The 24,745-nt window shown below is 61.6% G+C and carries 26 protein-coding genes; 13 read left to right on the top strand and 13 right to left on the bottom strand.

The features are described from left to right. Positions 1 to 77: 77 nt before the first annotated feature. From ACTHNZ_RS04995 to ACTHNZ_RS04985, 3 genes are read right to left on the bottom strand one after another with little or no spacing between them, the layout of a single operon-like run. Positions 78 to 1,517, bottom strand: coding sequence for an aldehyde dehydrogenase family protein (locus tag ACTHNZ_RS04995; protein ID WP_440541390.1), 1,440 nt, complete (start codon positions 1,515 to 1,517; stop codon positions 78 to 80). 19 nt (positions 1,518 to 1,536) lie between these two features. Continuing rightward, positions 1,537 to 2,100, bottom strand: coding sequence for a VOC family protein (locus ACTHNZ_RS04990; RefSeq protein WP_440541389.1), 564 nt, complete (start codon positions 2,098 to 2,100; stop codon positions 1,537 to 1,539). A 49-nt stretch (positions 2,101 to 2,149) separates the two neighbouring features. Continuing rightward, positions 2,150 to 3,001: a fumarylacetoacetate hydrolase family protein gene (locus ACTHNZ_RS04985; RefSeq protein WP_440541388.1), complete on the bottom strand. Its 852-nt coding sequence runs from the start codon at positions 2,999 to 3,001 to the stop codon at positions 2,150 to 2,152. 152 nt (positions 3,002 to 3,153) lie between these two features. On the opposite strand from ACTHNZ_RS04985, the gene ACTHNZ_RS04980 reads away from it, so the two are divergent. From ACTHNZ_RS04980 to ACTHNZ_RS04965, 4 genes are all read left to right on the top strand, one after another. Next, positions 3,154 to 3,735 (top strand): amino acid synthesis family protein, encoded by a 582-nt coding sequence (locus ACTHNZ_RS04980; RefSeq protein ID WP_440541387.1) that lies wholly within the window; start codon positions 3,154 to 3,156, stop codon positions 3,733 to 3,735. A gap of 77 nt (positions 3,736 to 3,812) precedes the next feature. Further along, positions 3,813 to 4,925, top strand: a complete 1,113-nt coding sequence (locus tag ACTHNZ_RS04975) for an alcohol dehydrogenase catalytic domain-containing protein (protein ID WP_440541386.1) — start codon at positions 3,813 to 3,815, stop codon at positions 4,923 to 4,925. 74 nt (positions 4,926 to 4,999) lie between these two features. Further along, positions 5,000 to 5,554: a cupin domain-containing protein gene (locus ACTHNZ_RS04970; RefSeq protein WP_440541385.1), complete on the top strand. Its 555-nt coding sequence runs from the start codon at positions 5,000 to 5,002 to the stop codon at positions 5,552 to 5,554. A 26-nt stretch (positions 5,555 to 5,580) separates the two neighbouring features. After that, positions 5,581 to 6,174: a malonic semialdehyde reductase gene (locus ACTHNZ_RS04965; protein ID WP_440541491.1), complete on the top strand. Its 594-nt coding sequence runs from the start codon at positions 5,581 to 5,583 to the stop codon at positions 6,172 to 6,174. A gap of 126 nt (positions 6,175 to 6,300) precedes the next feature. Here the strand turns inward: ACTHNZ_RS04965 and infA are convergent, their stop codons facing one another. Then, positions 6,301 to 6,567 (bottom strand): translation initiation factor IF-1, encoded by a 267-nt coding sequence (gene infA / locus ACTHNZ_RS04960; RefSeq protein ID WP_440541384.1) that lies wholly within the window; start codon positions 6,565 to 6,567, stop codon positions 6,301 to 6,303. Positions 6,568 to 6,754: 187 nt separating this feature from the next. Continuing rightward, positions 6,755 to 6,958, bottom strand: a complete 204-nt coding sequence (locus ACTHNZ_RS04955) for a cold-shock protein (RefSeq protein ID WP_430365455.1) — start codon at positions 6,956 to 6,958, stop codon at positions 6,755 to 6,757. Positions 6,959 to 7,502: 544 nt separating this feature from the next. On the opposite strand from ACTHNZ_RS04955, the gene ACTHNZ_RS04950 reads away from it, so the two are divergent. After that, positions 7,503 to 7,787, top strand: coding sequence for a hypothetical protein (locus ACTHNZ_RS04950; protein WP_440541383.1), 285 nt, complete (start codon positions 7,503 to 7,505; stop codon positions 7,785 to 7,787). Here ACTHNZ_RS04950 and ACTHNZ_RS04945 read toward each other — a convergent pair. Next, complete coding sequence (locus ACTHNZ_RS04945) at positions 7,781 to 8,383, bottom strand: glycine zipper 2TM domain-containing protein (RefSeq protein WP_440541382.1); 603 nt, start codon at positions 8,381 to 8,383, stop codon at positions 7,781 to 7,783. The genes ACTHNZ_RS04950 and ACTHNZ_RS04945 overlap by 7 nt on opposite strands. A gap of 284 nt (positions 8,384 to 8,667) precedes the next feature. Between ACTHNZ_RS04945 and ACTHNZ_RS04940 the strand changes: the two genes are divergently transcribed. Continuing rightward, entirely contained in the window at positions 8,668 to 10,023 is a 1,356-nt protein-coding gene (locus ACTHNZ_RS04940; RefSeq protein ID WP_440541381.1) for a Fic family protein, read from the top strand. Here ACTHNZ_RS04940 and ACTHNZ_RS04935 read toward each other — a convergent pair. Continuing rightward, complete coding sequence (locus tag ACTHNZ_RS04935; RefSeq protein WP_440541380.1) at positions 10,007 to 11,347, bottom strand: MFS transporter; 1,341 nt, start codon at positions 11,345 to 11,347, stop codon at positions 10,007 to 10,009. The genes ACTHNZ_RS04940 and ACTHNZ_RS04935 overlap by 17 nt on opposite strands. A gap of 210 nt (positions 11,348 to 11,557) precedes the next feature. Beyond that, on the bottom strand, positions 11,558 to 12,460 hold the full coding sequence (locus tag ACTHNZ_RS04930; RefSeq protein ID WP_440541379.1) for a LysR family transcriptional regulator: 903 nt from the start codon (positions 12,458 to 12,460) through the stop codon (positions 11,558 to 11,560). Positions 12,461 to 12,596: 136 nt separating this feature from the next. Here ACTHNZ_RS04930 and ACTHNZ_RS04925 point away from each other — a divergent pair, with 136 nt between their 5' ends. The 7 genes from ACTHNZ_RS04925 to maiA are packed head-to-tail and all read left to right on the top strand — an operon-like array spanning position 12,597 to position 18,158. Beyond that, positions 12,597 to 13,583 carry a 2Fe-2S iron-sulfur cluster-binding protein gene (locus tag ACTHNZ_RS04925; protein WP_440541378.1) on the top strand — a complete coding sequence of 329 codons (987 nt, stop codon included), beginning with the start codon at positions 12,597 to 12,599 and terminating at the stop codon, positions 13,581 to 13,583. A 49-nt stretch (positions 13,584 to 13,632) separates the two neighbouring features. Further along, positions 13,633 to 14,889 (top strand): aromatic ring-hydroxylating dioxygenase subunit alpha, encoded by a 1,257-nt coding sequence (locus ACTHNZ_RS04920; RefSeq protein ID WP_440541377.1) that lies wholly within the window; start codon positions 13,633 to 13,635, stop codon positions 14,887 to 14,889. 1 nt (position 14,890) lies between these two features. Further along, positions 14,891 to 15,364 carry an aromatic-ring-hydroxylating dioxygenase subunit beta gene (locus ACTHNZ_RS04915; RefSeq protein ID WP_440541376.1) on the top strand — a complete coding sequence of 158 codons (474 nt, stop codon included), beginning with the start codon at positions 14,891 to 14,893 and terminating at the stop codon, positions 15,362 to 15,364. An 8-nt stretch (positions 15,365 to 15,372) separates the two neighbouring features. Then, the gene (locus ACTHNZ_RS04910; protein WP_440541375.1) at positions 15,373 to 15,684 is read left to right on the top strand and encodes a non-heme iron oxygenase ferredoxin subunit; all 312 of its coding nucleotides are present in this window, start codon (positions 15,373 to 15,375) and stop codon (positions 15,682 to 15,684) included. 28 nt (positions 15,685 to 15,712) lie between these two features. After that, on the top strand, positions 15,713 to 16,759 hold the full coding sequence (gene gtdA / locus ACTHNZ_RS04905; RefSeq protein ID WP_440541374.1) for a gentisate 1,2-dioxygenase: 1,047 nt from the start codon (positions 15,713 to 15,715) through the stop codon (positions 16,757 to 16,759). Positions 16,760 to 16,798: 39 nt separating this feature from the next. After that, positions 16,799 to 17,497 carry a fumarylacetoacetate hydrolase family protein gene (locus ACTHNZ_RS04900; protein ID WP_440541373.1) on the top strand — a complete coding sequence of 233 codons (699 nt, stop codon included), beginning with the start codon at positions 16,799 to 16,801 and terminating at the stop codon, positions 17,495 to 17,497. Positions 17,498 to 17,513: 16 nt separating this feature from the next. Further along, complete coding sequence (maiA, locus tag ACTHNZ_RS04895; RefSeq protein WP_440541372.1) at positions 17,514 to 18,158, top strand: maleylacetoacetate isomerase; 645 nt, start codon at positions 17,514 to 17,516, stop codon at positions 18,156 to 18,158. A gap of 17 nt (positions 18,159 to 18,175) precedes the next feature. On the opposite strand, the gene ACTHNZ_RS04890 is transcribed toward maiA, so the two are convergent. From ACTHNZ_RS04890 to ACTHNZ_RS04870, 5 genes are all read right to left on the bottom strand, one after another. After that, positions 18,176 to 20,173, bottom strand: a complete 1,998-nt coding sequence (locus tag ACTHNZ_RS04890; protein ID WP_440541371.1) for a beta-galactosidase — start codon at positions 20,171 to 20,173, stop codon at positions 18,176 to 18,178. 98 nt (positions 20,174 to 20,271) lie between these two features. Then, positions 20,272 to 21,123 carry a carbohydrate ABC transporter permease gene (locus ACTHNZ_RS04885; protein WP_440541370.1) on the bottom strand — a complete coding sequence of 284 codons (852 nt, stop codon included), beginning with the start codon at positions 21,121 to 21,123 and terminating at the stop codon, positions 20,272 to 20,274. A 16-nt stretch (positions 21,124 to 21,139) separates the two neighbouring features. Further along, positions 21,140 to 21,961, bottom strand: a complete 822-nt coding sequence (locus ACTHNZ_RS04880; RefSeq protein WP_440541490.1) for a carbohydrate ABC transporter permease — start codon at positions 21,959 to 21,961, stop codon at positions 21,140 to 21,142. Positions 21,962 to 22,104: 143 nt separating this feature from the next. Further along, the gene (locus ACTHNZ_RS04875) at positions 22,105 to 23,340 is read right to left on the bottom strand and encodes an ABC transporter substrate-binding protein (RefSeq protein ID WP_440541369.1); all 1,236 of its coding nucleotides are present in this window, start codon (positions 23,338 to 23,340) and stop codon (positions 22,105 to 22,107) included. A gap of 24 nt (positions 23,341 to 23,364) precedes the next feature. Next, entirely contained in the window at positions 23,365 to 24,519 is a 1,155-nt protein-coding gene (locus ACTHNZ_RS04870) for an ABC transporter ATP-binding protein (RefSeq protein ID WP_440541368.1), read from the bottom strand. Between the last annotated feature and the right edge of the window lie 226 nt (positions 24,520 to 24,745).

Raw genomic sequence — 24,745 nt, 5'->3', positions numbered from 1 at the left:
CTCCGTATCGAATCTGCGACGCAAGCGCACCCGCGGTGGCGCTTGCGAGGCACCGGCCGCGTGTGCCGGTGCGGGGGTTAATCGAAGTATGCCTTCGTGTAGGCCGTTTTGACGGTCGTGAAGAAATCGACTGCATAGGTGCCCTGCTCGCGCGGCCCGTAGCTCGACGCCTTCGTTCCGCCGAACGGTACGTGGTAGTCGACACCGGCCGTCGGCACGTTCACCATCGTCATGCCGCTCCTCACGTGCCGCTTGAAATGCGTCGCATATTTGAGCGAAGTCGTGCAGATGCCCGATGAGAGCCCGAAAGGACTGTCGTTCGCTACCGCGAGCGCTTCCTCGTAGTTGTCCACGGCCATGGCACAGGCGATCGGGCCGAAGATCTCTTCACGGGCGATGCGCATCTTCGGCGTCGCATCGACGAACAGCGCAGGCGATAAGAAGTGGCCGCGGGTGTCTCGCACGGCGCGCTGACCGCCGCAGGCGAGCTTGGCACCCTCGCTTTTGCCGATCGCCAGGTATCCTTCGTCATCCCGCAACTGAGACTCGTCCACCACCGGACCGATTTGCGTCCGCGGATCCAGGGCATGGCCGACACGCAAGTGCTCGAGCGCTTCCGTCAGGCGAGCGACGAAGCGGGGATAAATACCTTTTTGCACGATGAAGCGCGACGATGCGGTGCATCGTTGCCCCGTCGAAAAGTAAGCGCCCTGAACCGCGCAATCGATCGCTACGTCGAGATCAGCGTCGTCGAGTACGACGAGCGGGTTCTTGCCGCCCATCTCGAGCTGCATGCGCTTGAGCTGCTGCGCGCCGCGCTGCAATAGCGCATGTCCGGTTTCCACTGATCCCGTAAACGAGATCGCATGGACGTCGGGCGACGAGACGATCGCATGGCCGACGACGCTGCCGCGTCCCATGACTAGGTTGAATACGCCCGGCGGGATCCCGCTGCGCGAAATGATCTCGGCGAGTGCCCATGCCGACGCGGGCACGAGATCGGCCGGCTTGAATACGACGCAATTGCCGTAGGCCAGCGCAGGTGCGATTTTCCAAGCGGGAATGGCGATCGGAAAATTCCACGGCGTAATGATGCCGACGACGCCGATGGGTTCACGCGTGACTTCGACTTCGACGAACGGGCGGACGGACGGTAGTTTGTCCCCTGCGGTTCGTAAGACTTCTCCGGCGAAGAATTTGAATATCTGACCGGCGCGTGCGACTTCCGCGATGCCCTCGGCGAGGGTTTTTCCTTCCTCGCGGGAAAGGAGCGTGCCGAGCTCGATTTGCCGTGCGAGCAGCTCCGAACCAACGAAGTCCAGCGCGTTCGACCGTGCCTGAATGCCCCCGTGCGCCCATCCGGCGCGGGCGGCGAGCGCGGCCGCGATGGCAGCTCGCACGTCGTCGGCGTCGGCTTGAGCGTATTCCCCGACGATCTCGTCGAGGTCCGAAGGGTTGATATTGCTGCGCGATGCGGTGCTTTCACGCCACTGCCCGTCAATGAAATTGCACTTCATGGAAAGTATCCGTCCTCGCTCACGCGTCGAATGCCGTGCGCTGGGCGGCGATCCGCTCCCGCATCTCGGTCATCCAAGCCTCGCGCGACGAGAATCCCGGGCGGCGCCGGCACATGGCTTCCGTCCGCCTCAGGATTTCATCCACGGAAAGCTCGAGGTCGAGCGGCTCGCGGCACGGCTGAGCCGTGAAGAACGGACTATCGACGTATAGCTCGAGCGGATTGCCTTCGGGATCTTTGAAATAGATCGACCATGCGTTGCCATGGTCGACTTGTTCGATGCCTTGCACCCCGGCGCGTACGGCCCGCTGGTAGTAGGACCGTAGATCGTCGAGCGAGCCGAGCAGCAGCGACAACTGGTTGACCGGGTTGAACGGCAGGTCGACCGGCTTGCCGTCGAAGAGGACGAGCTGATGATGGATCTGCGGGTCCTGCGTCATGAAGTACAGACGATGGCCCGTCGAGGCGACGCCTTTGTCGCTGACGACGAAGCCAAGATACTTGCGGTAGTAGTCGACCATCAACTCGAGGTCGCTGCAAAAGATCCCGCAATGCGTGAACTGAATTTTCGGCAATGCCGCCATGGCTGTCTCCGGATGTTTCGTTTGCGCGTTTCTTCAGGGGTTCACGCGTTCATGCTTCGTCCGCAACGGGGTTCGTCAGCGTGCCGACGCCGGGGATCACGACGTCGAACGTATCTCCGGGCTTCAAAAAAATCGGCGGCTGGCGCTTGAAGCCGATCCCGCTCGGGGTGCCCGTCGCCAAGATATCGCCCGGCTGCCAGTCCAGCGCCTGCGATACGTAAGCGATCAAGGCCGGAATGTCGAACGCCAGTTCGGAAAGCTGACCGATTTGCATTCGTTCGCCGTTGAGCAATCCCTCGATCGACAATTCTCGATAGTCGCGGATTTCGTCGGCTGTGACGAGCCACGGGCCGAGCGCGCCCGTGCCGCGGAAATTTTTACCCATCCCGTATTGGTGGGTATGGAATTGCCAATCGCGCACGCTGGCGTCGTTGAAGCAGGTATAGCCGGCGACGTGCTGCATGGCATCTTCGGGCTGGATGTGCGAACCGCCTTTGCCGAGGACGACGGCGAGCTCCGCTTCGAAGTCGAAGTGATCCGACACGCGCGGCCGAATGATCGGAGCGCCATGCGCAACGAGCGTTTGCGCGAAGCGATGAAAGATGACCGGATATTGGCCAACCGTACGTCCGGCCTCGGCTGCATGCGCGACATAGTTGATTCCAACGCAGATGATTTTGCTCGGACGCGGAATGACCGGCTCGAGCTCGACGGCGGAGAGCGCCAAATCGGCCGCTGCCGTATCGGCGAGACGACGCGCCTCGTCGAGCGCGGCCGAATCAGATATGAGCGCTGCGAGATCGGCAACGGCCGGCAGCCGCTTCGCTAGATCGATGATGTCTTGATCCTTGATTGCGCCGAATCCCGATCGGCCTTGATGTCGGTACGAGACCAGTTTCATACGTTTGCTCCTTGCGGGCATAAAAGATGTTTTTGTGCATATTACACAGAGATGGATATAATGCAAGCGTCGGTGTGCGAGATATCGACCGGGCAGCAGGCAGCAGGCGGTATTAGATGTGGTCGATGTGAACCATTTTTCCGGAGCAGCGGATGTCGCTAGTCAATGTAAGAAAGGTCAAGTTGGACGTCGAAGAAGTCTGGCACGAAGGCGGTGAGCGGCTGTCCGACCCGCTTGTGGTCGGCGTGGCGACGGCGGTCGTCGCAAATCCTTACGCGGGACGGTACGAGCCGGATTTATTGCCGTTCATGAGCGAGCTGCGCCGGCTAGGGGCGGATCTATCGTTGCGCCTCGTGGCGCGGCTGGGCGGTGCGGCGAAAGTCCAAGCCTACGGGAAGGGTGCCATCGTCGGCGAAGACGGAGAGCTGGAACACGGTGCGCTCTGGCACGAGGCGGGCGGTTGGGCCATGCGAGAAGCGCTGGGCGCACCGAAGGCGATCGTACCGTCCGCGAAGACGATCGGCGGCGTAGGCACACGTCTGATGGTTCCGCTGGGCCACATTCAAGCAGCCTACGTGCGCAGTCATTTCGGAACGTGCGAAGTCACGGTGTGGGACGGTCCGCGCCGCAGCGAGATCGCCTTTGCGCTGGCCATGGCAACGGGCGGGCGCGTTCACGCGCGGCTGGGCGGACTGCAGGCTTCCGAAGTCACGGGACTCGATGGCCTGCGATGACGCCTTCAGGTAAACGATGATTCTATTTGTGCACAAAAATCAATATCGTGCACTAACCGATAAACAGGAGACAAACGATGACGACGAAGATGATGCGAGCGGCACGCATGCACAACGTAGGCGAGCCGATGGTCGTGGAGGATATCCCGGTTCCGTCGCCGCGCCCGACCGACGTGCTCGTGAAAGTGAAGGCATGCGGCATCGTGCCCAATCTCGGTAATGTCCTGAGCAATTGGCAGAAGTGGTTTCCTCATCTCCCGTTGCCGAAGCTGCCGGCCATCTTCGGTCTCGATGCGACCGGCGTCATCGAAGAGGTGGGTAGTCAGGTCCATGCCTTCGTGCCAGGCGATCGCGTCTACGTCAACCCGGCCCGCCATTGCGGCGGCTGCCGTGCCTGCCGTTCCGGCGATACGACGGCATGCCCGTACTACACGTTCAACGGCTACTTCGGTTTCAGCGAACGCTCGCAGTCGATCTTCGACGATTATCCGTACGGAGGCCTGTGCGAGTACATGACGGCTCCGCAATACAGCCTCGTCAAGATTCCGGATAACCTCAGTCACGAAACCGCGGCGCGCTTCGGCTATTTGGGCACGGCCTACCGGGCATTGAAGAAGGCGGAGGTCGGGCCGAGCAGCACGATCCTCGTGAGCGGCATCAGCGGGACGCTGGGCCTCGGTGTCGCCTTGTTCGGGCTGGCGATGGGAGCCAAAAAGATCCTCGGCACGGCGCGCAACCGCGATCTGCTCGCGCGCGTCAAAGCGCTGGCGCCGGAGCGGATCGAAGTGATGTCGCTCGATGACGGCTCGGTCAGCGAATGGGCCGCGCGCGTCACGCATGGTGCGGGTGTTGATGCGGTTATCGATGCATTGGGACCGGGTGCGCCGCAAGAGACGCTGCGCGAGACGTTGAAGACACTGCGGCGCGGCGGCCATCTCGTCAACATCGGCGCCGTGGCAGGGGAGGTCCCGGTCAATCTGCACTACATGATGGACAACGACCAGCGTTTCAGCGGCTCGGCTTGGTTTACGGCTGGCCAGGGGCAGGAGATGGCGGATATGGTGGAGTCGGGTGTGGTCGATTTGTCCGTCTTCGAGCACTGCACGTTCAAGCTCGAGGACATCAACGTCGCCCTGGGGGGCATTGAGAATCGCAACGGCGGCTTCAGCAACTACGTGATTTGCCCTTGAGCCTGATGCCGGCGCATGGCACGGCCGCTGTTCCATGCGCCTCGTTTCTTTCTCTTCCTGCATCGCACGCAATCATGCTTATTCGACGCGTAGTAACCGGTCATGACGGCAATGGCCGCTCTGTTTTGCTGTCCGACGGCCCGGCGCCGCATGCCGTTGCATTCGAATCGATCCCCGGGCATGCGTTCGCACGCGTATGGGCGACAGGGTGCTGCCCTGTCTTGCCGGCGGGCGGCACCGACCCAACCGAAGGGCAGACGAAACTCCTGCCCGCGCCTGGCGGAACGAGCTTTTTGATCGTCACCTTTCCGCCGGACAGCACGATGAACGCACCGGGCTTCGACTCCGTCGCCGCGGCCAGGGAGTGCGCGGGCCGCATGCCCGATCTCGCGTGCACGTTCGAGCCTGCGTGCCCGGGTATGCATACGACCGACACCGTCGATTACGCAATCGTGCTGTCGGGAGAGGTTTGGCTCGAGGTCGATGATGGAAGCGAGACCTTGCTGCGGCCGATGGACGTCGTCGTGCAACAGGGCACGCGGCACGCGTGGCGCAACAAGAGCGATGCGCCTGCCGTCGTGGCGTTCTTCATGATCGGGGCAAGTAGGCAGAGCGAGGCGGCGCGATGAGCGGAGTCGAACTGGAGTCCGCGTCGATGACCGAGCCGCTCGGCAGTCGCGCTGCTCGGCAGTTGTTTACCCACGCTCGCAGTCAGAATGCCTGGTTGGACCGTCCGGTACCCGACGCGTTGCTGCGCCGGCTATACGAGTTCGTCAAGTGGGGGCCGACGAGCATGAATTGCTCGCCGATGCGCGTGACGTTCGTGCGCTCGATGGATGCGCGTACGCGGCTGATATCAGCCGTATCGCCCGGCAACGTCGAGAAAGTTCGAGCCGCGCCGATCGTCGCGATCGTTGCGCACGACACTGCCTTTTACGAGTGGCTTCCCAAGTTGTTTCCACATCGTCCGAATGCAGGCGATCTTTTTCGCGATCGGCCCGCGCTTGCTGCGGAGACGTGCTTGCGCAACAGTTCTTTGCAGGGTGGCTACTTCATTCTCGCGGCCCGAATGCTGGGGCTCGACTGCGGGCCGCTATCGGGCTTCGATGCGGGCCTCGTCGATTCGCTGTTCTTCGACGGCACGACCGTGCGCGTGAATTTTCTTTGCTGCCTCGGCTATGGCGATCGGGCCGGACTGTTCCCGCGTAGTCCGCGGCTCGAATTCGACGAGGCTTGCAGGTTGATCTAGTGTCCTGCCCCGTAAGTTCTTTCATATCAAAGGAACGTGCGGGACAGGACACTAGGTGGCCGCACGACGCGTTGATCGTCGTGCGGCGCCGGGAGATACCCCCGGCTGTCGATTCATGCGCTCCCGTCAGCGCCGACGAAATCCCTGCGCTGGCCTGGCTGCCGGGGCACGCTCGTCCTTGTGCCGATAGTTGATGCGACCTTTCGTCAGGTCGTAAAGCGAGAGTTCGAGGCGCACTCGATCGCCGGCCAAGATGCGAATGTGATTCTTTTTCAGCCGCCCCGCCGCGTAAGCCGCGATGGTCGCCCCGTTCTCGAGCGTGACGCGATAACGGCTGTCGGGCAGCACTTCGTCGACGACGCCGTCCAGTTCCAGCAATTCTTCCTTTGCCAAATCGATGTCCCCAGGTGAGTGAGGCCACGCGGCGAGTTGCCGGGGAGGCAACGAACACGCGCAAAGGGCCCCGATATGCGTCGGCGGCGAAGAATCGTTCGATCCCCCACCCGCCGGCAATGCGTTCGAAGGGGCGGCATGCAGCCGGAACGCGCTGGCGGCACCCTGTCGAACGCGCACTGTGGAATCAGAGCGGCTTGATGTTGGCTGCTTGCAGACCCTTCGGGCCCTGCTTCGTTTCGAAGCTGACGCGTTGGCCTTCGACGAGCGTGCGGAAGCCGTCCGCGCGAATTTCGGAGAAATGCGCAAACAGGTCATCCTTGCCGTTGTCCGGCGAGATGAAGCCAAAACCCTTGCTGTCATTGAACCACTTGACGATACCGGTATCCATGAAAATCCTTTGAAGAAAATAGACGAACGAATATACGCACCACGAATCGGGCACGAAAAAAAGAATCAAGGAGGGAGAGGGCAACGAATACCGCAGTGTCGCGGTCAATGATGAACAGCAATCACGCTTCTTGAAGACTTCAACCTGTGACCATACGCGGTATCGGCGTGGCGGTCAAGCTATTTCGGTCGGGCGCTGCGGTCGGCATCCGTTGCGGAGCATGCGCTCGAACGAAGGAGACAGGGTTCCGACACGGGCCCGGCGGCTGGCGAAGGCGAGGAGCCACGCGGGCAAGCGACGACCGGCCGCGTTCCACGTCGAACATAAATCCTAGGCACGTTGGGTGACTAGCGTATGATGGTTCGCACGTCGAGACGAATACCCTCGCTGACGACAGGCCGTTTTTTCGCCGCACTCCATGCGGGCCTCTCCCACCGTCGATAGTTCGACTCCCTTTTCCCTGCGCCCGCCATACACATGAGGTATGCCCGCGGTTCCTCATTCTCAACGGCATCACTCTCATCGAAATCGCTAGGAGTCACAAATGAGCATGCACATCTATCACGGCTTCGAGATTTACCCTCTCGTCTATCCCCGTTCGCAAAGAAAGGAAGGCTCGGGCCACAACTATGAAGACGGTTTCGATGCGGCCGTGAAGATTTGTCTGCGCGGCACCGATGCGACGTCGACACACAGCGACACCTTCAAGCTGAACGAGGAGCGGCCGTTCGCCAGCGCCGGTGCCGCGCGGCTCGCATCGCTGAAGTACGGCGAAGCGATCATCGATCAGCGCGGCGGCAGAGAGTGGACGCCCGGGGCGGCTCAATAGCGCGAGACTTGATTTCCGTCGATACGCACGCGGTCGCCCGGCCGCAGATCGCCCGGCGTTTGCATGTCGAGCGAGCGCATGGTGCCGTCGCTCAACTGAACGTCCACGCGATAGCCGGCCGGCTGCCCCATGTTTTGGCCGATCTGATTGCCGGCCACCGCGCCGCCGAGCGCACCGATGACCGTGGCCGCATCGCGCCCGTGCCCGCGTCCGAATTGATTGCCGACCAGCCCTCCCACCACGGCGCCGACGAGCGTGCCCGCCACGCCGGACGGGCTCGTTGCGCCCCCGATCGGGCGGATGCCCGCGATCGTGCCGTATTGCACGCCGTAGGCGCCTTGTTGGGTATAGGCAGGGGGCGGTGGTGCATAGGCGGGCTGCGCTTCGCTCGGCTCAGCATATTGCGGTTGCGCATATTGCGGTTGCGCGTACTGAGGTTGCGCATACTGCGGCTGGGCGTAGGCCGGCTGAGCGTATTGCGGCGGCGAGCCGTAGGCGCCGTACGGGTTCGGCGCAACGCACCCCGAGACCGACAATGCGGCAGCGGCGATGAGCGGAACGAAAAGCGCGGTCTTGGTCAGCGTGGGGCGTTTCATCTCTTTCTCTATCTCGAATCTCGCGCTCGCGAAGCGCAAATAAATAGGTTGCGGATCGGAGTATAGGGAAAGCTCAATCGGGTGTAAGCGGGCGCGCGGTAACAGCGTGTAAAGTCTGTTGCTGCGCGGGAATCACCGGCCAGACGAGCGTTGCTGCTGGGCGGGACGGATGAGCGACCTCGCATCCCGTCCGGGAATCTGCTCAGTATCCGCTCAAAATCTGGAGTATCTGCTCATTTTGACGTAGTATCTGCTCACTTTTGAGCAGATAAGTGAGCAGATAAGTGAGCAGATTGACCCCGGACGCTGTCCTTGCAGCCATCAAAGGCCTAGCGGGAAGGGGCCAGCTCGATGTTTCCTCCACAGACGTCATCCTTGCTACACAGGGGGCTCCTTCCACGGTCCGCCGCCATTTGGAGGCGCTGTGTGCCAGTGGGCAGCTCACACGCAGCGGTCAAGCACGATCGACCCGCTACCCGCTGACGGGACGGACAGCGGTAGCTCGAGCGGATACGCTGGAGCAGCCTTTCACGAACCCCGGTCCGGTGTGGTCTTCGGCCGCCATCGAGCTTGGCCGCAAACTGGACATGCCCTTGGCGGCGCGTGACCCGGTGACGTACCGGCGTGACTTTGTCGAACAGTACGCGCCCAATGACACGTGGCTGATGCCGCGAGGCCTCGCCGAAGAACTCTATCGGGTTGGCCGGTTGCACGAGCAACAACCGGCGGGGACTTACGCGCGCAAAGTGCTGGAGCAACTACTCATCGACCTCTCATGGTCGTCCTCTCGATTGGAAGGCAACCGGTATACGCTACTTGCCACCGAGGACCTATTCAGGCGCGGGACTGCCGGCAGCGATGCGGACGCGGTCATGCTGCTCAACCACAAAACGGCCATCGAGTTTCTTGTCGATGCGGTCCCGTTGCAGGGGCTGTCGACAGCCCTCATCCGAAACCTGCATGCGGTGCTCATGCAGGACCTTCTCGCGGATACGGAAGCGCTCGGTGTGATCCGCAAGAAGGTGGTCAACATCAGCGATACGGTTTACGTGCCGACTCAAGTGCCGACCGTGCTCGAGGAGATGCTGGACACCATCCTGACCAAGGCGAAGCTCATCAAGAATCCGGTCGAGGCCGCGTTCTTTCTGTGGGTGAACCTAGCGTACTTGCAGCCATTTGAGGACGGCAACAAACGCACGAGTCGCTTGGCAGCCAACATTCCGCTGATGCTCTACAACGGCTCACCGTTGTCCTTCTTGGACGTCGATCCTCACGACTATGCTCAGGCAATGTTGGGCGTGTACGAATACCTGGACGTTTCGCGTGCGGTGGACCTCTTCGCTTGGACTTATCGGCGCTCGATCAAGAAGTACGCCGTCGTGATGGAATCCACGAGTGCCCCCGATCCTCTGAGACTGCGGTATCGGGAGCATTTGACCGAGGCCATTGGCTTGGTAGTTCGTGATCGGAAGTCAGTGCAAGCTGCCATGGCTGAGCTGGGGCTCGCCGAGGATCGGGCTCCGGGCTTCGAAGCCATGCTGCTCGACGAGCTGAAAAAGCTCGAGATATTCAACTGCGCGCGATACCGGTTGACGCTAACTACCACACAAGCTTGGATAGAGGCTAAGCGGCCACATTGAGCGCAGGCTTGACGTCCGCGTTGCGGCCACAGGCGAAGATCGAGACCGACGCAATGGCCGCTGGCACGGCGACGATCGCAAATAGCACCGGGAAGCTGATGTTGGCCGAGAGCAGCACGCCGCCGACGAGTGCGCCAACGACCGATCCCAGCCGGCCGATGCCGAGCGCCCAGCTGATTCCCGTTACACGGCTCGATGTCGGATAGTACCGAGCCACATATGCATTCGCGCCGATTTGCGATCCGCTGATGCAAAAGCCGACACCCATGACCGTTGCGGCGAGCAACGTCCCCGTCGCCATCCCGGTCGCAACGAGAAAGAGCGCGCCCAACCCATAGGACGTGGCCAGCACGGCCGTCGGGTTGGCCTTGTCCATCAAGCGGCCGATCACGAGTGCGCCGATGGTTCCGCCCACCTGATACATCACCGCCACTTCGGACGCGATCGCGAGCGGCATGCCGGAGCTATGGACGAGGGTGGGCAGCCAGTTCGTCAGCAGGTAGACGATCAGCAGGCTCATGAAGAAGACGATCCAGATCAACAGCGTGCCGGCGCGATATTCGGCCGTGAACAACTGCCGGACGGGCGAGCCGCCTTGAACCGCTTCGTCCAGCGTGAACCGGGTCGGTGCGGGCACGGCGAGCGGTGCAATTTTTTGCAGAATGCGGGCGATGTGCTCGCTCGCGGCTTGCTTGCGCAGTACGAGATAGCGCACCGATTCCGGCAGCAGGACGAGCATGATCGGAACGAGCAGCAGCGGCAGCACGCCGCCGAGTAGCAGGATGCTGCGCCACCCGTGCGACGGCAGCAACTGCGCCGCGGCAACGCCGCCGAAGCCCGAGCCCAGCGTGAAGCCGCAGAACATGACCGTCGTGAGGAACGACTTCTTGCGTTCGGGGCAGTACTCCGACGTCATCGCGATCGCGTTCGGCATCGCTCCGCCGAGGCCGAGGCCCGTGACGAAACGCAGCGCGATGAGCAGTGCGATGTTCGGTGCATAGGCGGTAACGAGACTCGCGGCGCCGAAGAAGGCGACCGTCGCAATCAGCGTCTTGCGCCGGCCGATGCGATCGGCGAGGGGGCCGAACAGAAGCGCGCCCACCATGAGCCCGATGAGGCCCGAACCGAATAGCGCGCCGAGCATCGCCGGTTGAAGATGCCATTCTCGGCTCAGCGCCGGGGCAATGAATCCTACGCAGGCCGTATCGAGCCCGTCCACGGCCACGACGGCGAAGCACAGCAGCAATACGCGCCACTGGAAGAAAGAAAAAGGCTGCTTATCGAGCCAGCCGCGAATCTCGAGCGTACTTTCGGGTGAATGCATGTCGTGTCTCCATGACCATGTTTTGCTTTTGTAAGTGTCATGAAGGTTGCCGGCTTGCCGATGGCGCGTCTACACGGGAGCGTGAATGCGGGTCATTCACGAACGTGATTTTGCTGCGGTCCCGCTCTCTGCCCGTGAATGAGCGACAGGGGCGGCGGAACGCGTAGGGAAAATCCTAGGTGAGCGTGCAACGCGCGGAGCGGCAAGCGGCTAGATCGAGAACGCCTCGAACACCAGTTGCCGAAGCCATTGACTGCCGGGCTCGCGATGATTGCGCGCATGCCATAGCACGTTGATCGTGATGTCGGGGATCTTCACGGGGCACGCGGCGCTGACGAGACCGAACGGCTCCAGCGTGCGAGCGGCATATGCTTCCGGGACCACGGCTACGAGGTCCGTCGTCTGCAGGATGTGACCGACCGCGACGAAGTGCGGCACGCGCAGGTGGACGTTGCGTTGATGACCGGCGCGGGCGATCGCGGCATCGACCATGCCGTGCCCCGTTCCCTCGGCCACGATCGAAACGTGCTCCGATTCCACGAATGCCTTCGTCGTCATGCCCGTTTTGGCGAGCGGATGACCTTTCCGGAATAGGCAGACGTACTTCTGACGAAACAGGCGCCGCTGAAAAAAGCCCGACTTCAAATCGGGCAGGAAACCGATCGCGAGATCCACGTTGCCGCGCTCCATTTCGTCGCGCAAGGCATCGGACTGATTGCGGACGGTGCTGATCGTCACGCCGGGCGCCTCCTTGGCCAGACGCTTCATGAGCGTAGGCAGGAAGTAGATCTCCCCGATGTCGGTCATCGCCACGGTGAATGCGCGCGTGCTCGTGCCGGGATCGAAGCCCGACTTCACGTTCAGCGCGTCGTGAAGCGTGCCGAGCGCATAGCCGACCGATTCGGCCAGCGCTTCGGCGAACGGCGTCGGCGTCATTCCCTTCGACGTGCGCAGAAACAGGTCATCGCCGAGTACTTTCCTGAGCCGGTTCAGCGCATTGCTGATCGCGGGCTGAGAAATGCCGAGCGTCGCGGCGACGGATGAGACCCGGCGCTGCCGAAGCAGCTCATTGAAGACGACAAGCAAGTTGAGGTCGATGTCCTTCAGTTCCATGCATGGTCTCCTTCGTTCGCTTTGAATCACATTATCACTGACAGTGATGTGACATATCAACGCATTTCTATTTATCAATAGCGCAGGCGAGTGCATCATGCGGCCATAAGTTGAATGCTTCGGAGACGCAGGCCCCATGGAAGTGTCAATTCTGCCGCTACAGAGAACGCTCGACGTGCGATCGGGCGACAACCTGCTGGAAGCGCTGCGCAATCATCAAATTCCGATCTCGTACAGTTGCATGGCGGGCCGATGCGGCACCTGCCGCTGCCGCGTCGTCTCCGGCAACGTGCTCGTGACCGGCGGGGCCGACACGAATCGTCCGGCGACCGATGGGCATTCGGTGTTGGCTTGTCAGGCGACGGTCGTCGAAGATTGCGTGATCGAGGTGCCCGAGGTGGACGAGATCGTCGTGCACCCATCGAAGATCATCAAGACGACGGTCATTGCGGTCGAAGATCTGACGCACGACATCAAGCGCGTGCGGCTCGCGCTGTCGAAGCCGTTCGCGTTTTCTCCGGGCCAGTATGCGTCGCTGCAATTCGCACCGGAGCTCGTTCGGCCGTATTCGATGGCGGTCGCCGCGGGCGGCGAGGAAGCGGAATTCCACATTCGCCTCGTGCCGGGTGGGCGCGTCACCTCCTACGTATCGACGCAACTGAAGGTCGGCGACAACGTGCGGTTGAGCGGCCCGTTGGGCACGGCTTATCTGCGAACGAAGACGTCCGATCCGATCATCTGCATTGCCGGCGGCACGGGCCTCGCCCCGATCCTCTCGATCCTGCGCGGCATGGCCGATCACGGATTGGACAATCCCGTCCATTTGTATTTCGGTGTCCGCTCGCCGCGTGACGTTTACGGAGTGGCCTGGCTCGATGAGCTCAAGGCAAAGCTGCCGAATATGACGGCGCACGTCGTCGTCATGGCGTCCGGCGAGCCCGGGCCTTACCGAACCGGGGTCGTGACCGACGCCGTCAAGCAAGACTGGGCGAGCCTGACCGGCTGGCGCGCCTACGTCGCCGGAGCGCCGGCGATGGTCGATGCCTCGACGATCCTGCTTCGGCAAAAAGGCATTCGCGCCGAGCACGTATACGCCGATGCCTTTTATGCGAGCGGCGTTTGATGCGCGCCACTCGCGACGCTTTCGAAGTCAACAAGCCAGGAGACGAATCATGAACGAGGCACCCGTTGCCTTCGTGCGGCCGAACTGGAAAGAGGACGGTTCGAGTCGCATTCCGTTTTGGACGTATACCGACGATGCGACCTACCGGCGCGAGCTCGACCGCTTCTTTTATGCGGATCACTGGTGCTACGTCGGCCTCGAGGCGGAAATCCCGAATCCCGGCGATTTCAAGCGCACCGTGGTTGGGGAGCGCTCGGTGATCGTCGCGCGCACTCAGGACGGCGACGTCGCCGTCGTCGAAAACGTCTGCGCGCATCGCGGCGTGCGCTTTTGCCGCGAGAAGTTCGGCAACCGCAAGGATTTCACCTGCCCGTACCACCAATGGAACTATGACCTCAAGGGAAACCTCGTGGGCGTTCCGTTTCGTCGCGGCGTCAAGGCCGACGGCAAGGTGAACGGCGGCATGCCGGCCGACTTCGATCCGAAGGAGCACGGCCTGACGAAGCTGAACGTGGCGCGGCGCAACGGTGTCATCTTCGCTTCGTTCGACCACGATTTGCCTTCCCTCGAGACCTATCTCGGCCCCACGATCCTTGCCTACTTCGACCGCGTGTTCGACGGCCGCAAGCTGAAGATTCTCGGCTACAACCGGCAGCGCATACCCGGCAACTGGAAGCTGATGCAGGAGAACATCAAGGACCCGTATCACCCGGGGCTGCTGCATACGTGGTTCGTCACGTTCGGCTTATGGCGTGCCGACAACAAGTCCGAGCTGAAGATGGACGATCAATTCCGTCATGCCGCGATGATTTCGACGCGCGGCACGGGCGGCAAGAGCGAAGTCACGAGCGGGGTGACGAGCTTCAAGGACCGTATGACGCTGAACGACGACCGCTTTCTCGACGTCGTGCACGAGCCGTGGTGGGGCGATCCGACCGCCGTGATGATGACGGTTTTCCCCAGCGTGATCATTCAGCAGCAGGTGAACTCGGTGTCGACGCGCCACATTCAGCCGAATGGGCACGGCTCGTTCGATTTCGTCTGGACGCATTTCGGCTTCGAGGACGATACCGACGAAATGACGCGCCGGCGCCTGCGCCAAGCGAATCTGTTCGGCCCGGCGGGTTTCGTTTCGGCCGACGACGGCGAAGTGATCGAGTTCTCGCAAGAAGGCTTCGAACAAAAGCCGTTCCATCGAACGATCGCGGAGCTGGGCGGGCGCGAGATTGGAAATACGGACCACATGGTGACGGAAACGCTGATACGCGGCATGTACGACTATTGGCGTCGCGTGATGGAGGTTTGACATGCTCGATTTCGAAACCTATCGACAACTGCTTGCGCTCTATGCCGAGTATGCCGCCGTCGTCGATGACAATGACTGGGACAAGTGGCCCGACTTCTTTACGGACGAATGCACGTACAAGATTCAGCCTCGCGAGAATTTCGATCGAGGCCTGCCGCTCGCGACGCTCGCATTCGAAAGCAAGGGCATGCTGAAGGACCGCGTCTACGGCATCACTGAAACGATTTTTCATGATCCGTACTATCAGCGCCATGTGATCGGCGTGCCGCGCATCGTGCGCGCGGAAGCGGGGCGCATCGAAACGGAGGTCAACTATGCCGTGTTTCGGACGAAGCCCGACGAACTGCCGACGGTGTTCAACGTCGGCCGGTACATCGACACGATTGTTCGCGCGCCGGGCGGCCTCAAGTTCGAATCGAAAGTCTGCGTCTTCGATAGCGAAATGATCGAAAACTCGATCATCTATCCGATCTAAGGTGAGTCATGGAAAAGCAGTGGATGAAAGTCATCGAGTTGACGGCCGTGCCGGCCGACGACGTGACGGCGGTGACGGCCGCGGGGCAGGAGTTGGCGATCTACGGCGTCGACGGCGAGGTGTTCGCGACCGACAACATTTGCACGCACGGCCACGCGCGGCTGTGCGACGGATTTCTCGACGGGCACGAGATCGAGTGCCCGCTGCATCAAGGGAAGTTCGACGTGCGGTCCGGCAAAGCGATGTGCGAGCCGCTGACGGCCGACATTCGCACGTATCCCGTGAAGATCGAGGACGGTTACGTCTTCGTCGAAGTATGAGCGCCATGATGAGAACAAGGAGACGCCCATGACTGCCACGACGCTGAGCGAGCAGCGCTCCGCCTACTATCGAGAACTCGGCGAGCAAGGGCTCTCGCCGCTTTGGGAATCGCTGCATAGCCTCGTTCCCAAGGCGCCGCGGCCGGCGGCCGTCCCGGCGATATGGAAGTACGCCGAGATCCGCGATCTCGTCATGGAGGCGGGATCGCTGATCAGTGCGGAGGAAGCGGTGCGGCGCGTGCTCGTGCTCGAAAATCCCGGGCTGCCGGGTAAGTCGAGCATCACGTCGACGCTCTATGCGGGCCTTCAGTTGATCTTGCCCGGCGAGCTCGCGCCGAGCCACAGGCATACGCAATCCGCGCTGCGCTTCATCGTCGAAGGACGCGGTGCCTGGACGGCCGTGGACGGCGAGCGAACCACGATGCGGCCCGGTGATTTCATCATCACGCCGTCGTGGACGTGGCACGACCACGGCAATCCCACGATCGAAGACGGTGGCGAGCCGGTGGTCTGGCTCGACGGCCTCGACATCCCCTTGATCGGTCATCTCGATGCAGGATTTGCCGAGAACTACCCCGAACTGACGCAGCCCGTGCTGCGGCCCGAGGGCGACAGCTTCGCTCGATTCGGGCACAACATGGCGCCGGTCCGGCATCGGGTGGCGAACCCGACTTCGCCGATATTCAGCTACCCGTACGATCGCAGCCGCGAGGCGCTCGATACGCTGTATCGCAACGGCGATCTCGACGAGTGCGACGGCGTGAAGCTGCGCTACGTCAATCCGATGACGGGAGGCTGGCCGATGCCGACCATCGCCACGTTCATGCAGTTCCTGCCGGCCGGATTCGACGGCAAGCCATACCGCAGTACTGATGCGACGGTCTACTGCGCCGTGGAAGGAAGCGGCGTCGCGCGAATCGCCGACAAGACGTTCGGTTTCGATGCGCACGACGTGTTCGTCGTGCCGTCGTGGCAGCCGGTCAGCCTCAGTGCGAGCAGCGACTGCGTGTTGTTCAGCTATTCCGACCGGCCTGTGTTGTCCGCATTGAATCTGTTGCGTGAGGCGCGTCTGTAATTCAATCGTTCGTTCAAAAGTTCAAAAGGAATATCGATCATGGCGTTTGTCATTCCTCCCGCCGCTCCGGTGGCCGTTGCCGTCGCGGGCAGCGACGATCAGGTCGCCGTGCGCCGCGTGTATTGCGTGGGCCGGAACTATGCAGCGCATGCGCGCGAGATGGGCTTCGATCCCGATCGCGAGCCGCCGTTCTTTTTCTGCAAGCCCACCGATGCGGTCGTGCCCGTAGCGGACGGCGAGACGCTCGAGTTGGCCTATCCGTCGCAAACGTCGAACTATCACTACGAGGCGGAGCTCGTGGCGGTGATCGGCGAAGCCGGCGCGGATATTTCCGTGGAGCATGCGCTCGAGCATGTCTACGGGTATGCAGTCGGGCTCGACATGACGCGTCGCGATCTGCAAATGAAAATGCGTGAAATGGGACGTCCATGGGAAATCGGCAAGGCGTTCGATCGCTCGGCGCCGATCGCTCCGATTCACCGTGTGAGCGACGTAGGGCATTTCGAGCAGGCGTCGATATGGCTGACAGTGAACGGCGAAACGAAGCAAAAGAGCGACGTCTCGCATTTGATCTGGTCGGTGGCGGAAACGATCTCCGATCTGTCGAAGTTTTTCCGGCTCGAACCGGGCGACGTGATTTACACGGGCACGCCTGAAGGCGTGGGCGCAGTCAAGTCCGGCGATCTCATGATTGCCGGCATCGAACGGCTGGGCGAACTGCGGGCACGGGTTGCCTGATCGAGACGGGCACGCCATGCAACTGCATAATTTCTTCAATAGCTCGACGTCGTACCGAACGCGCATCGCGTTGGCGCTGAAAGGCCTGCCTTTCGACTACGTGGGGGTGAACATTCGCACGGGCGCGCATCGCGATCCTGCCTATGTCGAACGAATCAATCCGTCGGCGGCGGTACCCGCGCTCGTCGACGGCGATTTCAGCCTCGGCCAATCGCTGGCGATCATCGACTGGCTCGATGCGCGATATCCGAACCCCAGGTTGATTCCGGAGGAGGGCGAGTTGCGCGCTCGCGTGCTGGAGCTGTCGTACCTGATTTCCTGCGATATGCATCCGGTCAACAACCTGCGTGTGCTTCGGTACCTCGAAACGGAATTGCGCGTCACGCCGGAGCAAAAAAGCGCGTGGTACAAGCACTGGGTGGCGGAAGGGATGGCCGGTGTCGAACGGCTGCTTGGCAAGTACGGCAGCGGGCCATGGTGCTTCGGCGATGCACCAACTCTTGCCGATTGCTGCCTCGTGCCGCAGATGGCGAACGCGCTGCGAATGGGATGCGACTTGGATGCCTATCCGCTGAGTCAGGCGGTGCTCCGGCATGCAAGTGCGCATTCCGCCTTCGCGGCGGCTCAACCGCACTTGCAGCCGGATTTTGTCTCGCCATAGAGGTAAAGATGCGAGCGTCAGGGGTGTTCGACGAAAATCTCCACTCCCCCTGGCGCGAGTTCCAGCGTCTCACCGACCCATCGTTCCCCAGACAGCGCGCTCGTCCTTTCCCGGCCATCCAAGGAGACGAGCTTGCGCTCCTTCGTCAGATTCAATACGAATCGTAGCCGCGTCGTCGCGGAGCGACGTACGGCCGTCTCCACGCCTTCGGGCAGATTCTGCATGCGATCGAGGCCGAGATCGGCAGCGATCCGAGAAAACAGCGCTTGGTTAGCCGCATCGTCCAACGTCGTACCGAGGTAATAAACGGAACCCGCGCCGTAGGCATTCTTCGTCACGGCAGCGCGGCCGGCAAAATATTCGCTCGAATAGGTCGCCAAGGTCTGCGCGTCAACAGGCGAGAGGATGTCGCACCATTGGCCGCATTCGAATGTGCTATCGCCGGCCAGCCCTTCGAACTCGACGCGCTGACGGTCCTTGCCGACCGGATCGTATTCGTCGACGAACACGCCGGCAAGGTCCGTCAGCAAGTTGGGCAGACGGCCCGGCAGGCAAACGTTGTTCATGTTCTTGACGCCCGAGCGCGTCGTCAGCAAGAGCGTGCCGCCTTGCTCGACATAGTCGTGCAGCTTGGTGGACATCTCGTCGTCGATCAGATAGAGCATCGGTGCGACGACGAGCTTGTATTTGGAAAAATCATCCCGCCAATTGACGACGTCGGCGCCGGCCCCGGTTTTCAGTAACGCGGAATGCAGCCGTTTGAAATTGCCGAAGTAATCGAATCCGTCCGATTGCGGCTGAATCTGCAGCGCGTTGAGCTGCTCGTGAGAGAAGAGCAGCGCCGCTTCGTGCTCGAGCGTCGTGCCTTCGAGCAGCGGAGCGAGACGGTTGATTTCGCGGCTGAATTGCACGAACTCGTCGAACCGGCGGCCCGGCACGCCGTGATGATCGAGCAGGCCATGCCAGAACTGCTCGGCGCCGATGCGGGCCGAGCGCCAGCGGAACTGGACGATCGCATCGGCGCCGCGCGACACGCTTTGCCATGCATATGCGCGGATCATTCCAGGGAAGGGCATGCGTGACATCGGATACCAGCATCCGGGCGTTCCGCTCAATTGCTCCATCACCCAGAAGTTCTTCCGCTTGACTCCACGGGTGAGGTCAAGCGTGAGTGCGCCGTGATACATCCTCGATTTCGAGTCGTCGATGAGGTCCGTCGCCGGATAGTAGTCGACCGACGCGAAATCCATGCTCTCGAACATATCGTAGTAATCGGCCGTGACGGGGTAGCCCCACAGATTGTGGGTCACGAATTTTCCCGGGCTGTTACGGCGAATGATGTCGGCTTGGAAACGGTTGAAATCGGCCACGGAATCCGAACAAAACCGGCGGAAGTCCAGCAGAAAGGACGGGTTGAGGTAGGGCGATCCGCCGAGCGGCGTGACGACTTGCATCCAATCGCTGTACTCTCCGCTCCAGACGACGGTACCCCATTCGCGATTGAGATCGTCCAGCGTTTCGTACTTGGCTTTCAGCCATGACCGGAAACCGCGCGTGCAGTGCTCGCAATGGCAATCGTTGGCGGCAAGCTCGTTGTCGGTTTGCCAGCCGATGACGTTCGGGTGTGCGCCATAGTGGCGAGTCAAGCGGTCGATGACCCGCTCGCCGTACAGGCGCAGCGACGGGCTGTTATAACAGCGATGCAACCTGACGCCCGGATAGTGCGCGTGTCCTTTGTTGTCCACGGGCAGCACGTCGGGGAAACGGTGCGTGAGCCAGACGGGCGGCGTCGCCGTGGGCGTGCCGAGGACCACGTCGATGCCGTGACCCGCGAACACCGCAATGGCCTGATCGAGCCAAGCGAAATCGAAATGGCCTTCGGTTGGCTCGAGCCTCGACCAGGCGAATTCGGCTAGGCGCACGATCGTGATGCCGGCCTCCTGCATTTGCCTAGCATCGTGTTCCCACAACGCACGGTCCCAGTGCTCCGGATAGTAGTCGACTCCGACCTTCATCAATTCGTCCTTTTTATGGAATGATGGGGCGAGCGCGCATCGCACCGCCGATGAAAGCGGGCGCGTCTCGCCGTGGGGTAATGTGCTGATTCGCCGGCTCAACCCTTCGTTGCGCCGAACGTCAGTCCGGCCACGAAGTGCTTTTGCATCGCGAAGAACAGCCCGACCGACGGCAGCGCGGCCAAGATCGACCCCGCCGAGACGAGGTTCCAAGCGGTGGTCCATTGACCTTTGAGCGCGGCGACGCCGACGGTGACGGGGGCGGCATCGTCGCCCTGCGTGAGACAGAGCGCCCAGAAGTAGTCGTTCCAGACGAACGTGAAGACGAGGATCGCAAGCGCGGCGAGTGCCGGTGCGATCAGCGGCAGGATGATTCGATAGAAGAGCTGCCATTCGTTCGCGCCTTCGATCCGCGCGGCTTCGACGAGCTCGTAGGGCAGCTCTTTGATGAAGTTGCGCAGAAACAGCGTGCAAAACCCGGTCTGAAACGAAACGTGGAATAGCACGAGCCCCCAGACCGTGTTGTAGAGATGCAGGTGCAACGTCAATTGCCGGACGGGGATCATCAGGACCTGGATCGGCACGAAGTTGCCCGCCACGAACGTGCCGAGAATGGCGTGGTTGCCCTTGAAAGGATAAGTGGCGAGCGCGAAGCCGGCCATCGCGGCCAGCGCGATCGATCCGACCACCGATGGGAACGTGATGAGGCAGCTGTTGAGAAAGTAGTGAAGCATCGGTGAACCGAACAGCACGGTCCGATAGTTCTCGAACAAGGCGAAATCCTTGGGCCAGCCCCAATAGTTTCCGTTCATCAATTCGCCGGACGGGCGCACCGACGTGACGAGCACCGCAATGAGCGGCAGCAGCCAGAGGAAGAGCGCAACGGGCAGCGATGCCTTGTAGAGCGTCCGCCCGGTGGGGCTCCATCGTTCGACGGGTGTGGGATACATGGCGGGTAGTCCTTCGTTACCGTTCCGTGTGAAGGAGGCGGCGCAACTGATAGACGATGAAAACGAGCATGATGAGGAACAGCACCACGGCGATCGCCGCCGAGTAGCCGTACCGGAAGTACTTGATGGCTTGGTCGTACATGAAATAGGCGAGCACCGTCGAACTATCGAAGGGACCGCCGCCCGTCATGACCGCGATTAGATCGAAGCTGCGCAGCGCCCCGATGATCGTCAGCACGACCGACAAAAAGGTGGCAGGCCGCAACTGTGGCAATACGACGTGCCACAACAGCGCCCAGCCGCTCGCGCCCTCGATGCGGCCCGCTTCGATGATTTCCGGATTGATGCTCGTGAGGTTCGTCAGATAGAGCAGCATGCAAAACGGAACTTGCGGCCAAAGCGCGGCGAAAATGACGCCGAACGTCGCATAGCGCTCGTCGCCGAGAACGGGAATCCCGTGGCCGACCAGCAGCTTCAAGAGCCCGAAGGCCGGATCATAAAACCAGCTGAACACGAGCCCGACGACGACGCCGGACAGCACGAACGGCGAGAAGAACAGCGACTTGACGAGCCGCATGCCGCGCACCTTTTGATTCAGATAAAGCGCGAATGCGAGGCCGATCGGCGGTGCGAGAAGGAAGAACACGAGCCAGAGCAGGTTGTTCCTCAGCGCCGTATAGAACGTGTCCGTGTGCAGCAGTTCCCGATAGTTCGCTAGCCCGACGAAAACCTTATCGCTCATGCCGTCCCAGCTGTACAAGCTGAGCACGATGCTGCTGACGATCGGGTAGATCACGTAGAGGCTGAACATCGTGCAGGCGGGCAGCAAGAACAGCATGGCGGCTCGCTTGCGCCGGCTCGCGAGCGGCGACGAGCGGGCGACGGTGGCCGAGCGATGCCGTATCCGCTGCGAGCGGACCGGCGAGCCGTTGTCCACGGACGATCCCGTTTCGGCGGAAGTCATGGTCGAACCTCGCGCGATTACGATACGTGATAGATGCGCTTACGCGTTTGCTCGAGGTGCTCGAGGATTTCGTCGAGCTTCGACGGATCGGTGATGAACCGCTGCATGCCCTTCATCCCTTCATCGGCCATTTCCTTCGTCATGTCGCGGTCATAGAATTGCGCGACGCCGCCCGTCGTATTCGACAGAATTTGAAAGCCCACCTTTGCGATCGGGTCTTCGGGCATCGGGGCCTGGTTGTTGGCCGGCAACGTGCCGATGCCTTTCGCGAGCTGCCCGTCGATATCGGGGCGGCCGATGAAGGCGAGGAATTTGCGCGCATCGACCTTGTTGCCGGCGCGAACGGGGATGTTCAAGCATTCGGCCGATCCGTCTTCCGCGGCGGGAATCTTGGCGTCGATCGTCGGGAAGCGGAAGAAACCGGTTTGCGCTTTCGTCGCCGGGGGCAGGCCTGGCGACAGGAACGTTCCCATCAGCATCATCGCCGCTTGGCCTTGAATGTAGAGCGGCTGAACCGAATCGAGGCTGTACGAGAGCGGATTGTCGATGAAGTATTTGTCGTCGATCAGCGTCTTCCATGCGCCATAGACTTTCTTCACACGAGCGTCGGTGTACGGCACCTCGCCGTTCATGAGCTGCATGTGGAATGCGTAGCCGTTGATGCGAAGGTCGAGGTAATCGAACCATGCGGCGAGCGTCCACGAATCGCGGCCGCCGACGGCAATCGGCGCGATGCCGGCTGCTTTGAGTTTGCGGCAGTCTTCGAGAAATTCATTCCACGTCGTCGGTTCGCGGGTGATGCCGGCTTTCGCGAACAAATCTTTTCGATAGAACAACCCCCACGCGAAATATTGCGTGGGCATCGCATATTGCTTGCCCTGATACGAGGACGGCGTCTTCAGCGAAGCGAACTGCGTGTTCCAGCCGTTCGCCTGCCAATCGGCGGACAAATCCTCGAGCAAGCCACGGCGAGCGTAATAAGCCATGCGCTCGCCTTCGTGCCAGTTGATGACGTCCGGCGCGACCGACGTAAGCCAACTGGGCAACTGCACCTTGTACGTTTCTTCCTCCACGAACGACACCTTCGCCGTGACGCCGGGCGTCGCCTTCTCGAACGACTGGATCAATTGCTCCCACACCGCGCGTTGCTCGGCGCCCTTGAAGGCAATGTTCAGTTGCAGCGTGCCGGCTTGCGCGGCCATCGAGAAAGAAAGGGCCGCGCCCACGGCCGCTAACAAAGGCAGTCGTTTCATGAATGTCTCCAGATGTCGTTGGGTTTATTGAAGTCTCGGCACTGCGCGGCCGTCGGCGGTGAAGAGATGGCACGAGCGAGACGAAAACGCGAGTTCGACGCGCTCTCCCGCCGCGTGAGCCGCATCGCCGGGCTGCTTGGCGACGAGCGTGGTGCCGCCAGTCTCGTTCAGATGGAGATAGCTATGCTCGCCTAGGCGTTCGACGAGGGCGACCTCGCGGTGCAATACGTGCATGTCCTCGCGGCCGGGGAAGGGCGATGCGGCGTGCGCGGCTGCGGCGCCCTCGAAGTGCTCGGGACGAATGCCGATCGAGACGGGCTGACCAACCGCCAGATGCGCACCGGAGAAGGGCACGGCGATCTTGTCATCGGAACTCGTCCATTTCACGCTCACGCCGCGCGCTGAGATCGATTCGACCGTGCCCGACATGAAATTCATTTTCGGGCTGCCGATGAATTCGGCGACGAACCGGCTGGCGGGACGGTGATAGAGATCCAATGGCGAGCCAACCTGCGCAATGCTGCCGTGCCGCTCGGCATCCGCTCCTGCGCGCAGCAACACGATCTTGTCGCCGAGCGTCATCGCTTCGATCTGATCGTGCGTCACGTAAACCGTGCTCGCCTGGGCGAATTGCCGATGCAGGCGAGCGATTTCGACGCGCGTTTGCCCTCGAAGCATGGCGTCCAGATTCGACAGCGGTTCATCGAACAGGAACACGCCGGGCTCGCGCACCATGGCTCTGCCGATCGCCACCCGCTGACGCTGCCCGCCCGATAGCGCGGCGGGTTTTCGATGAAGCAACGTGTCCAACTGAAGCACCTTGGCGGCCTTCTCGACCCGCTGCGCGATTTCATCCGTCGGCAAGCCGGCCAGCTTGAGGCCGAACCCCATGTTCTGCTGGACGCTCATGTGCGGAAACAACGCATAGCTCTGGAACACCATCGCCACCCCGCGCTTCGCGGGCGGCACGGCGTTGACGATTCGGCCGCCGATGTGCACCTCTCCCGACGTGGCGTCCTCGAGCCCGGCGATGATTCTGAGCAGGGTCGATTTCCCGCAGCCGGACGGGCCGAGAAAGACGCAGAATTCGTTTTCCGCGATATCCAGATCGATTCCGCGCAGTACGGGCGCGTGCTCTCCGTATGCCTTCGTCACGCCTTTCAGTGTGATGGCCGCCATGTCTCCGTCCATTTGGTTTAACGTTACATCAAGCGGTTTTAAAAAAAGGCCGACTGGCCGGACCGCGAGCAACGCTGCTTGCATTTGCGCTAGACTCTACGCCCGCAAGGCGGCGTGCGCAAGGGGTTTTCAAAAAGCGTTTCGAACCGCGGCAGGGCGAGCGGTGCGTGGCCGCGCGGATCGTATGACAGGCAACGGACACGATGTGGTCCATCGACGGGTGTGC

It is taken from the genome of Trinickia sp. (genome assembly GCF_051953955.1).
Taxonomy (GTDB): Bacteria; Pseudomonadota; Gammaproteobacteria; order Burkholderiales; family Burkholderiaceae; genus Trinickia.
The sequence above is the reverse complement of the archived record's forward strand: the minus strand, read 5'-3'. Positions and strand labels throughout refer to the sequence as shown.

Bases quoted from the DNA above. Each gene is read 5' to 3' on its own strand.
- ACTHNZ_RS04995 (WP_440541390.1), bottom strand. From the start codon at position 1,517: ATGAAGTGCAATTTCATTGACGGGCAGTGGCGTGAAAGCACCGCATCG.
- ACTHNZ_RS04990 (WP_440541389.1), bottom strand. From the start codon at position 2,100: ATGGCGGCATTGCCGAAAATTCAGTTCACGCATTGCGGGATCTTTTGC.
- ACTHNZ_RS04985 (WP_440541388.1), bottom strand. From the start codon at position 3,001: ATGAAACTGGTCTCGTACCGACATCAAGGCCGATCGGGATTCGGCGCA.
- ACTHNZ_RS04980 (WP_440541387.1), top strand. From the start codon at position 3,154: ATGTCGCTAGTCAATGTAAGAAAGGTCAAGTTGGACGTCGAAGAAGTC.
- ACTHNZ_RS04975 (WP_440541386.1), top strand. From the start codon at position 3,813: ATGACGACGAAGATGATGCGAGCGGCACGCATGCACAACGTAGGCGAG.
- ACTHNZ_RS04970 (WP_440541385.1), top strand. From the start codon at position 5,000: ATGCTTATTCGACGCGTAGTAACCGGTCATGACGGCAATGGCCGCTCT.
- ACTHNZ_RS04965 (WP_440541491.1), top strand. From the start codon at position 5,581: ATGACCGAGCCGCTCGGCAGTCGCGCTGCTCGGCAGTTGTTTACCCAC.
- ACTHNZ_RS04955 (WP_430365455.1), bottom strand. From the start codon at position 6,958: ATGGATACCGGTATCGTCAAGTGGTTCAATGACAGCAAGGGTTTTGGC.
- ACTHNZ_RS04950 (WP_440541383.1), top strand. From the start codon at position 7,503: ATGAGCATGCACATCTATCACGGCTTCGAGATTTACCCTCTCGTCTAT.
- ACTHNZ_RS04945 (WP_440541382.1), bottom strand. From the start codon at position 8,383: ATGAAACGCCCCACGCTGACCAAGACCGCGCTTTTCGTTCCGCTCATC.
- ACTHNZ_RS04935 (WP_440541380.1), bottom strand. From the start codon at position 11,347: ATGCATTCACCCGAAAGTACGCTCGAGATTCGCGGCTGGCTCGATAAG.
- ACTHNZ_RS04930 (WP_440541379.1), bottom strand. From the start codon at position 12,460: ATGGAACTGAAGGACATCGACCTCAACTTGCTTGTCGTCTTCAATGAG.
- ACTHNZ_RS04925 (WP_440541378.1), top strand. From the start codon at position 12,597: ATGGAAGTGTCAATTCTGCCGCTACAGAGAACGCTCGACGTGCGATCG.
- ACTHNZ_RS04920 (WP_440541377.1), top strand. From the start codon at position 13,633: ATGAACGAGGCACCCGTTGCCTTCGTGCGGCCGAACTGGAAAGAGGAC.
- ACTHNZ_RS04915 (WP_440541376.1), top strand. From the start codon at position 14,891: ATGCTCGATTTCGAAACCTATCGACAACTGCTTGCGCTCTATGCCGAG.
- ACTHNZ_RS04910 (WP_440541375.1), top strand. From the start codon at position 15,373: ATGGAAAAGCAGTGGATGAAAGTCATCGAGTTGACGGCCGTGCCGGCC.
- gtdA (WP_440541374.1), top strand. From the start codon at position 15,713: ATGACTGCCACGACGCTGAGCGAGCAGCGCTCCGCCTACTATCGAGAA.
- ACTHNZ_RS04900 (WP_440541373.1), top strand. From the start codon at position 16,799: ATGGCGTTTGTCATTCCTCCCGCCGCTCCGGTGGCCGTTGCCGTCGCG.
- maiA (WP_440541372.1), top strand. From the start codon at position 17,514: ATGCAACTGCATAATTTCTTCAATAGCTCGACGTCGTACCGAACGCGC.
- ACTHNZ_RS04890 (WP_440541371.1), bottom strand. From the start codon at position 20,173: ATGAAGGTCGGAGTCGACTACTATCCGGAGCACTGGGACCGTGCGTTG.
- ACTHNZ_RS04885 (WP_440541370.1), bottom strand. From the start codon at position 21,123: ATGTATCCCACACCCGTCGAACGATGGAGCCCCACCGGGCGGACGCTC.
- ACTHNZ_RS04880 (WP_440541490.1), bottom strand. From the start codon at position 21,961: ATGCTGTTCTTGCTGCCCGCCTGCACGATGTTCAGCCTCTACGTGATC.
- ACTHNZ_RS04875 (WP_440541369.1), bottom strand. From the start codon at position 23,340: ATGAAACGACTGCCTTTGTTAGCGGCCGTGGGCGCGGCCCTTTCTTTC.
- ACTHNZ_RS04870 (WP_440541368.1), bottom strand. From the start codon at position 24,519: ATGGCGGCCATCACACTGAAAGGCGTGACGAAGGCATACGGAGAGCAC.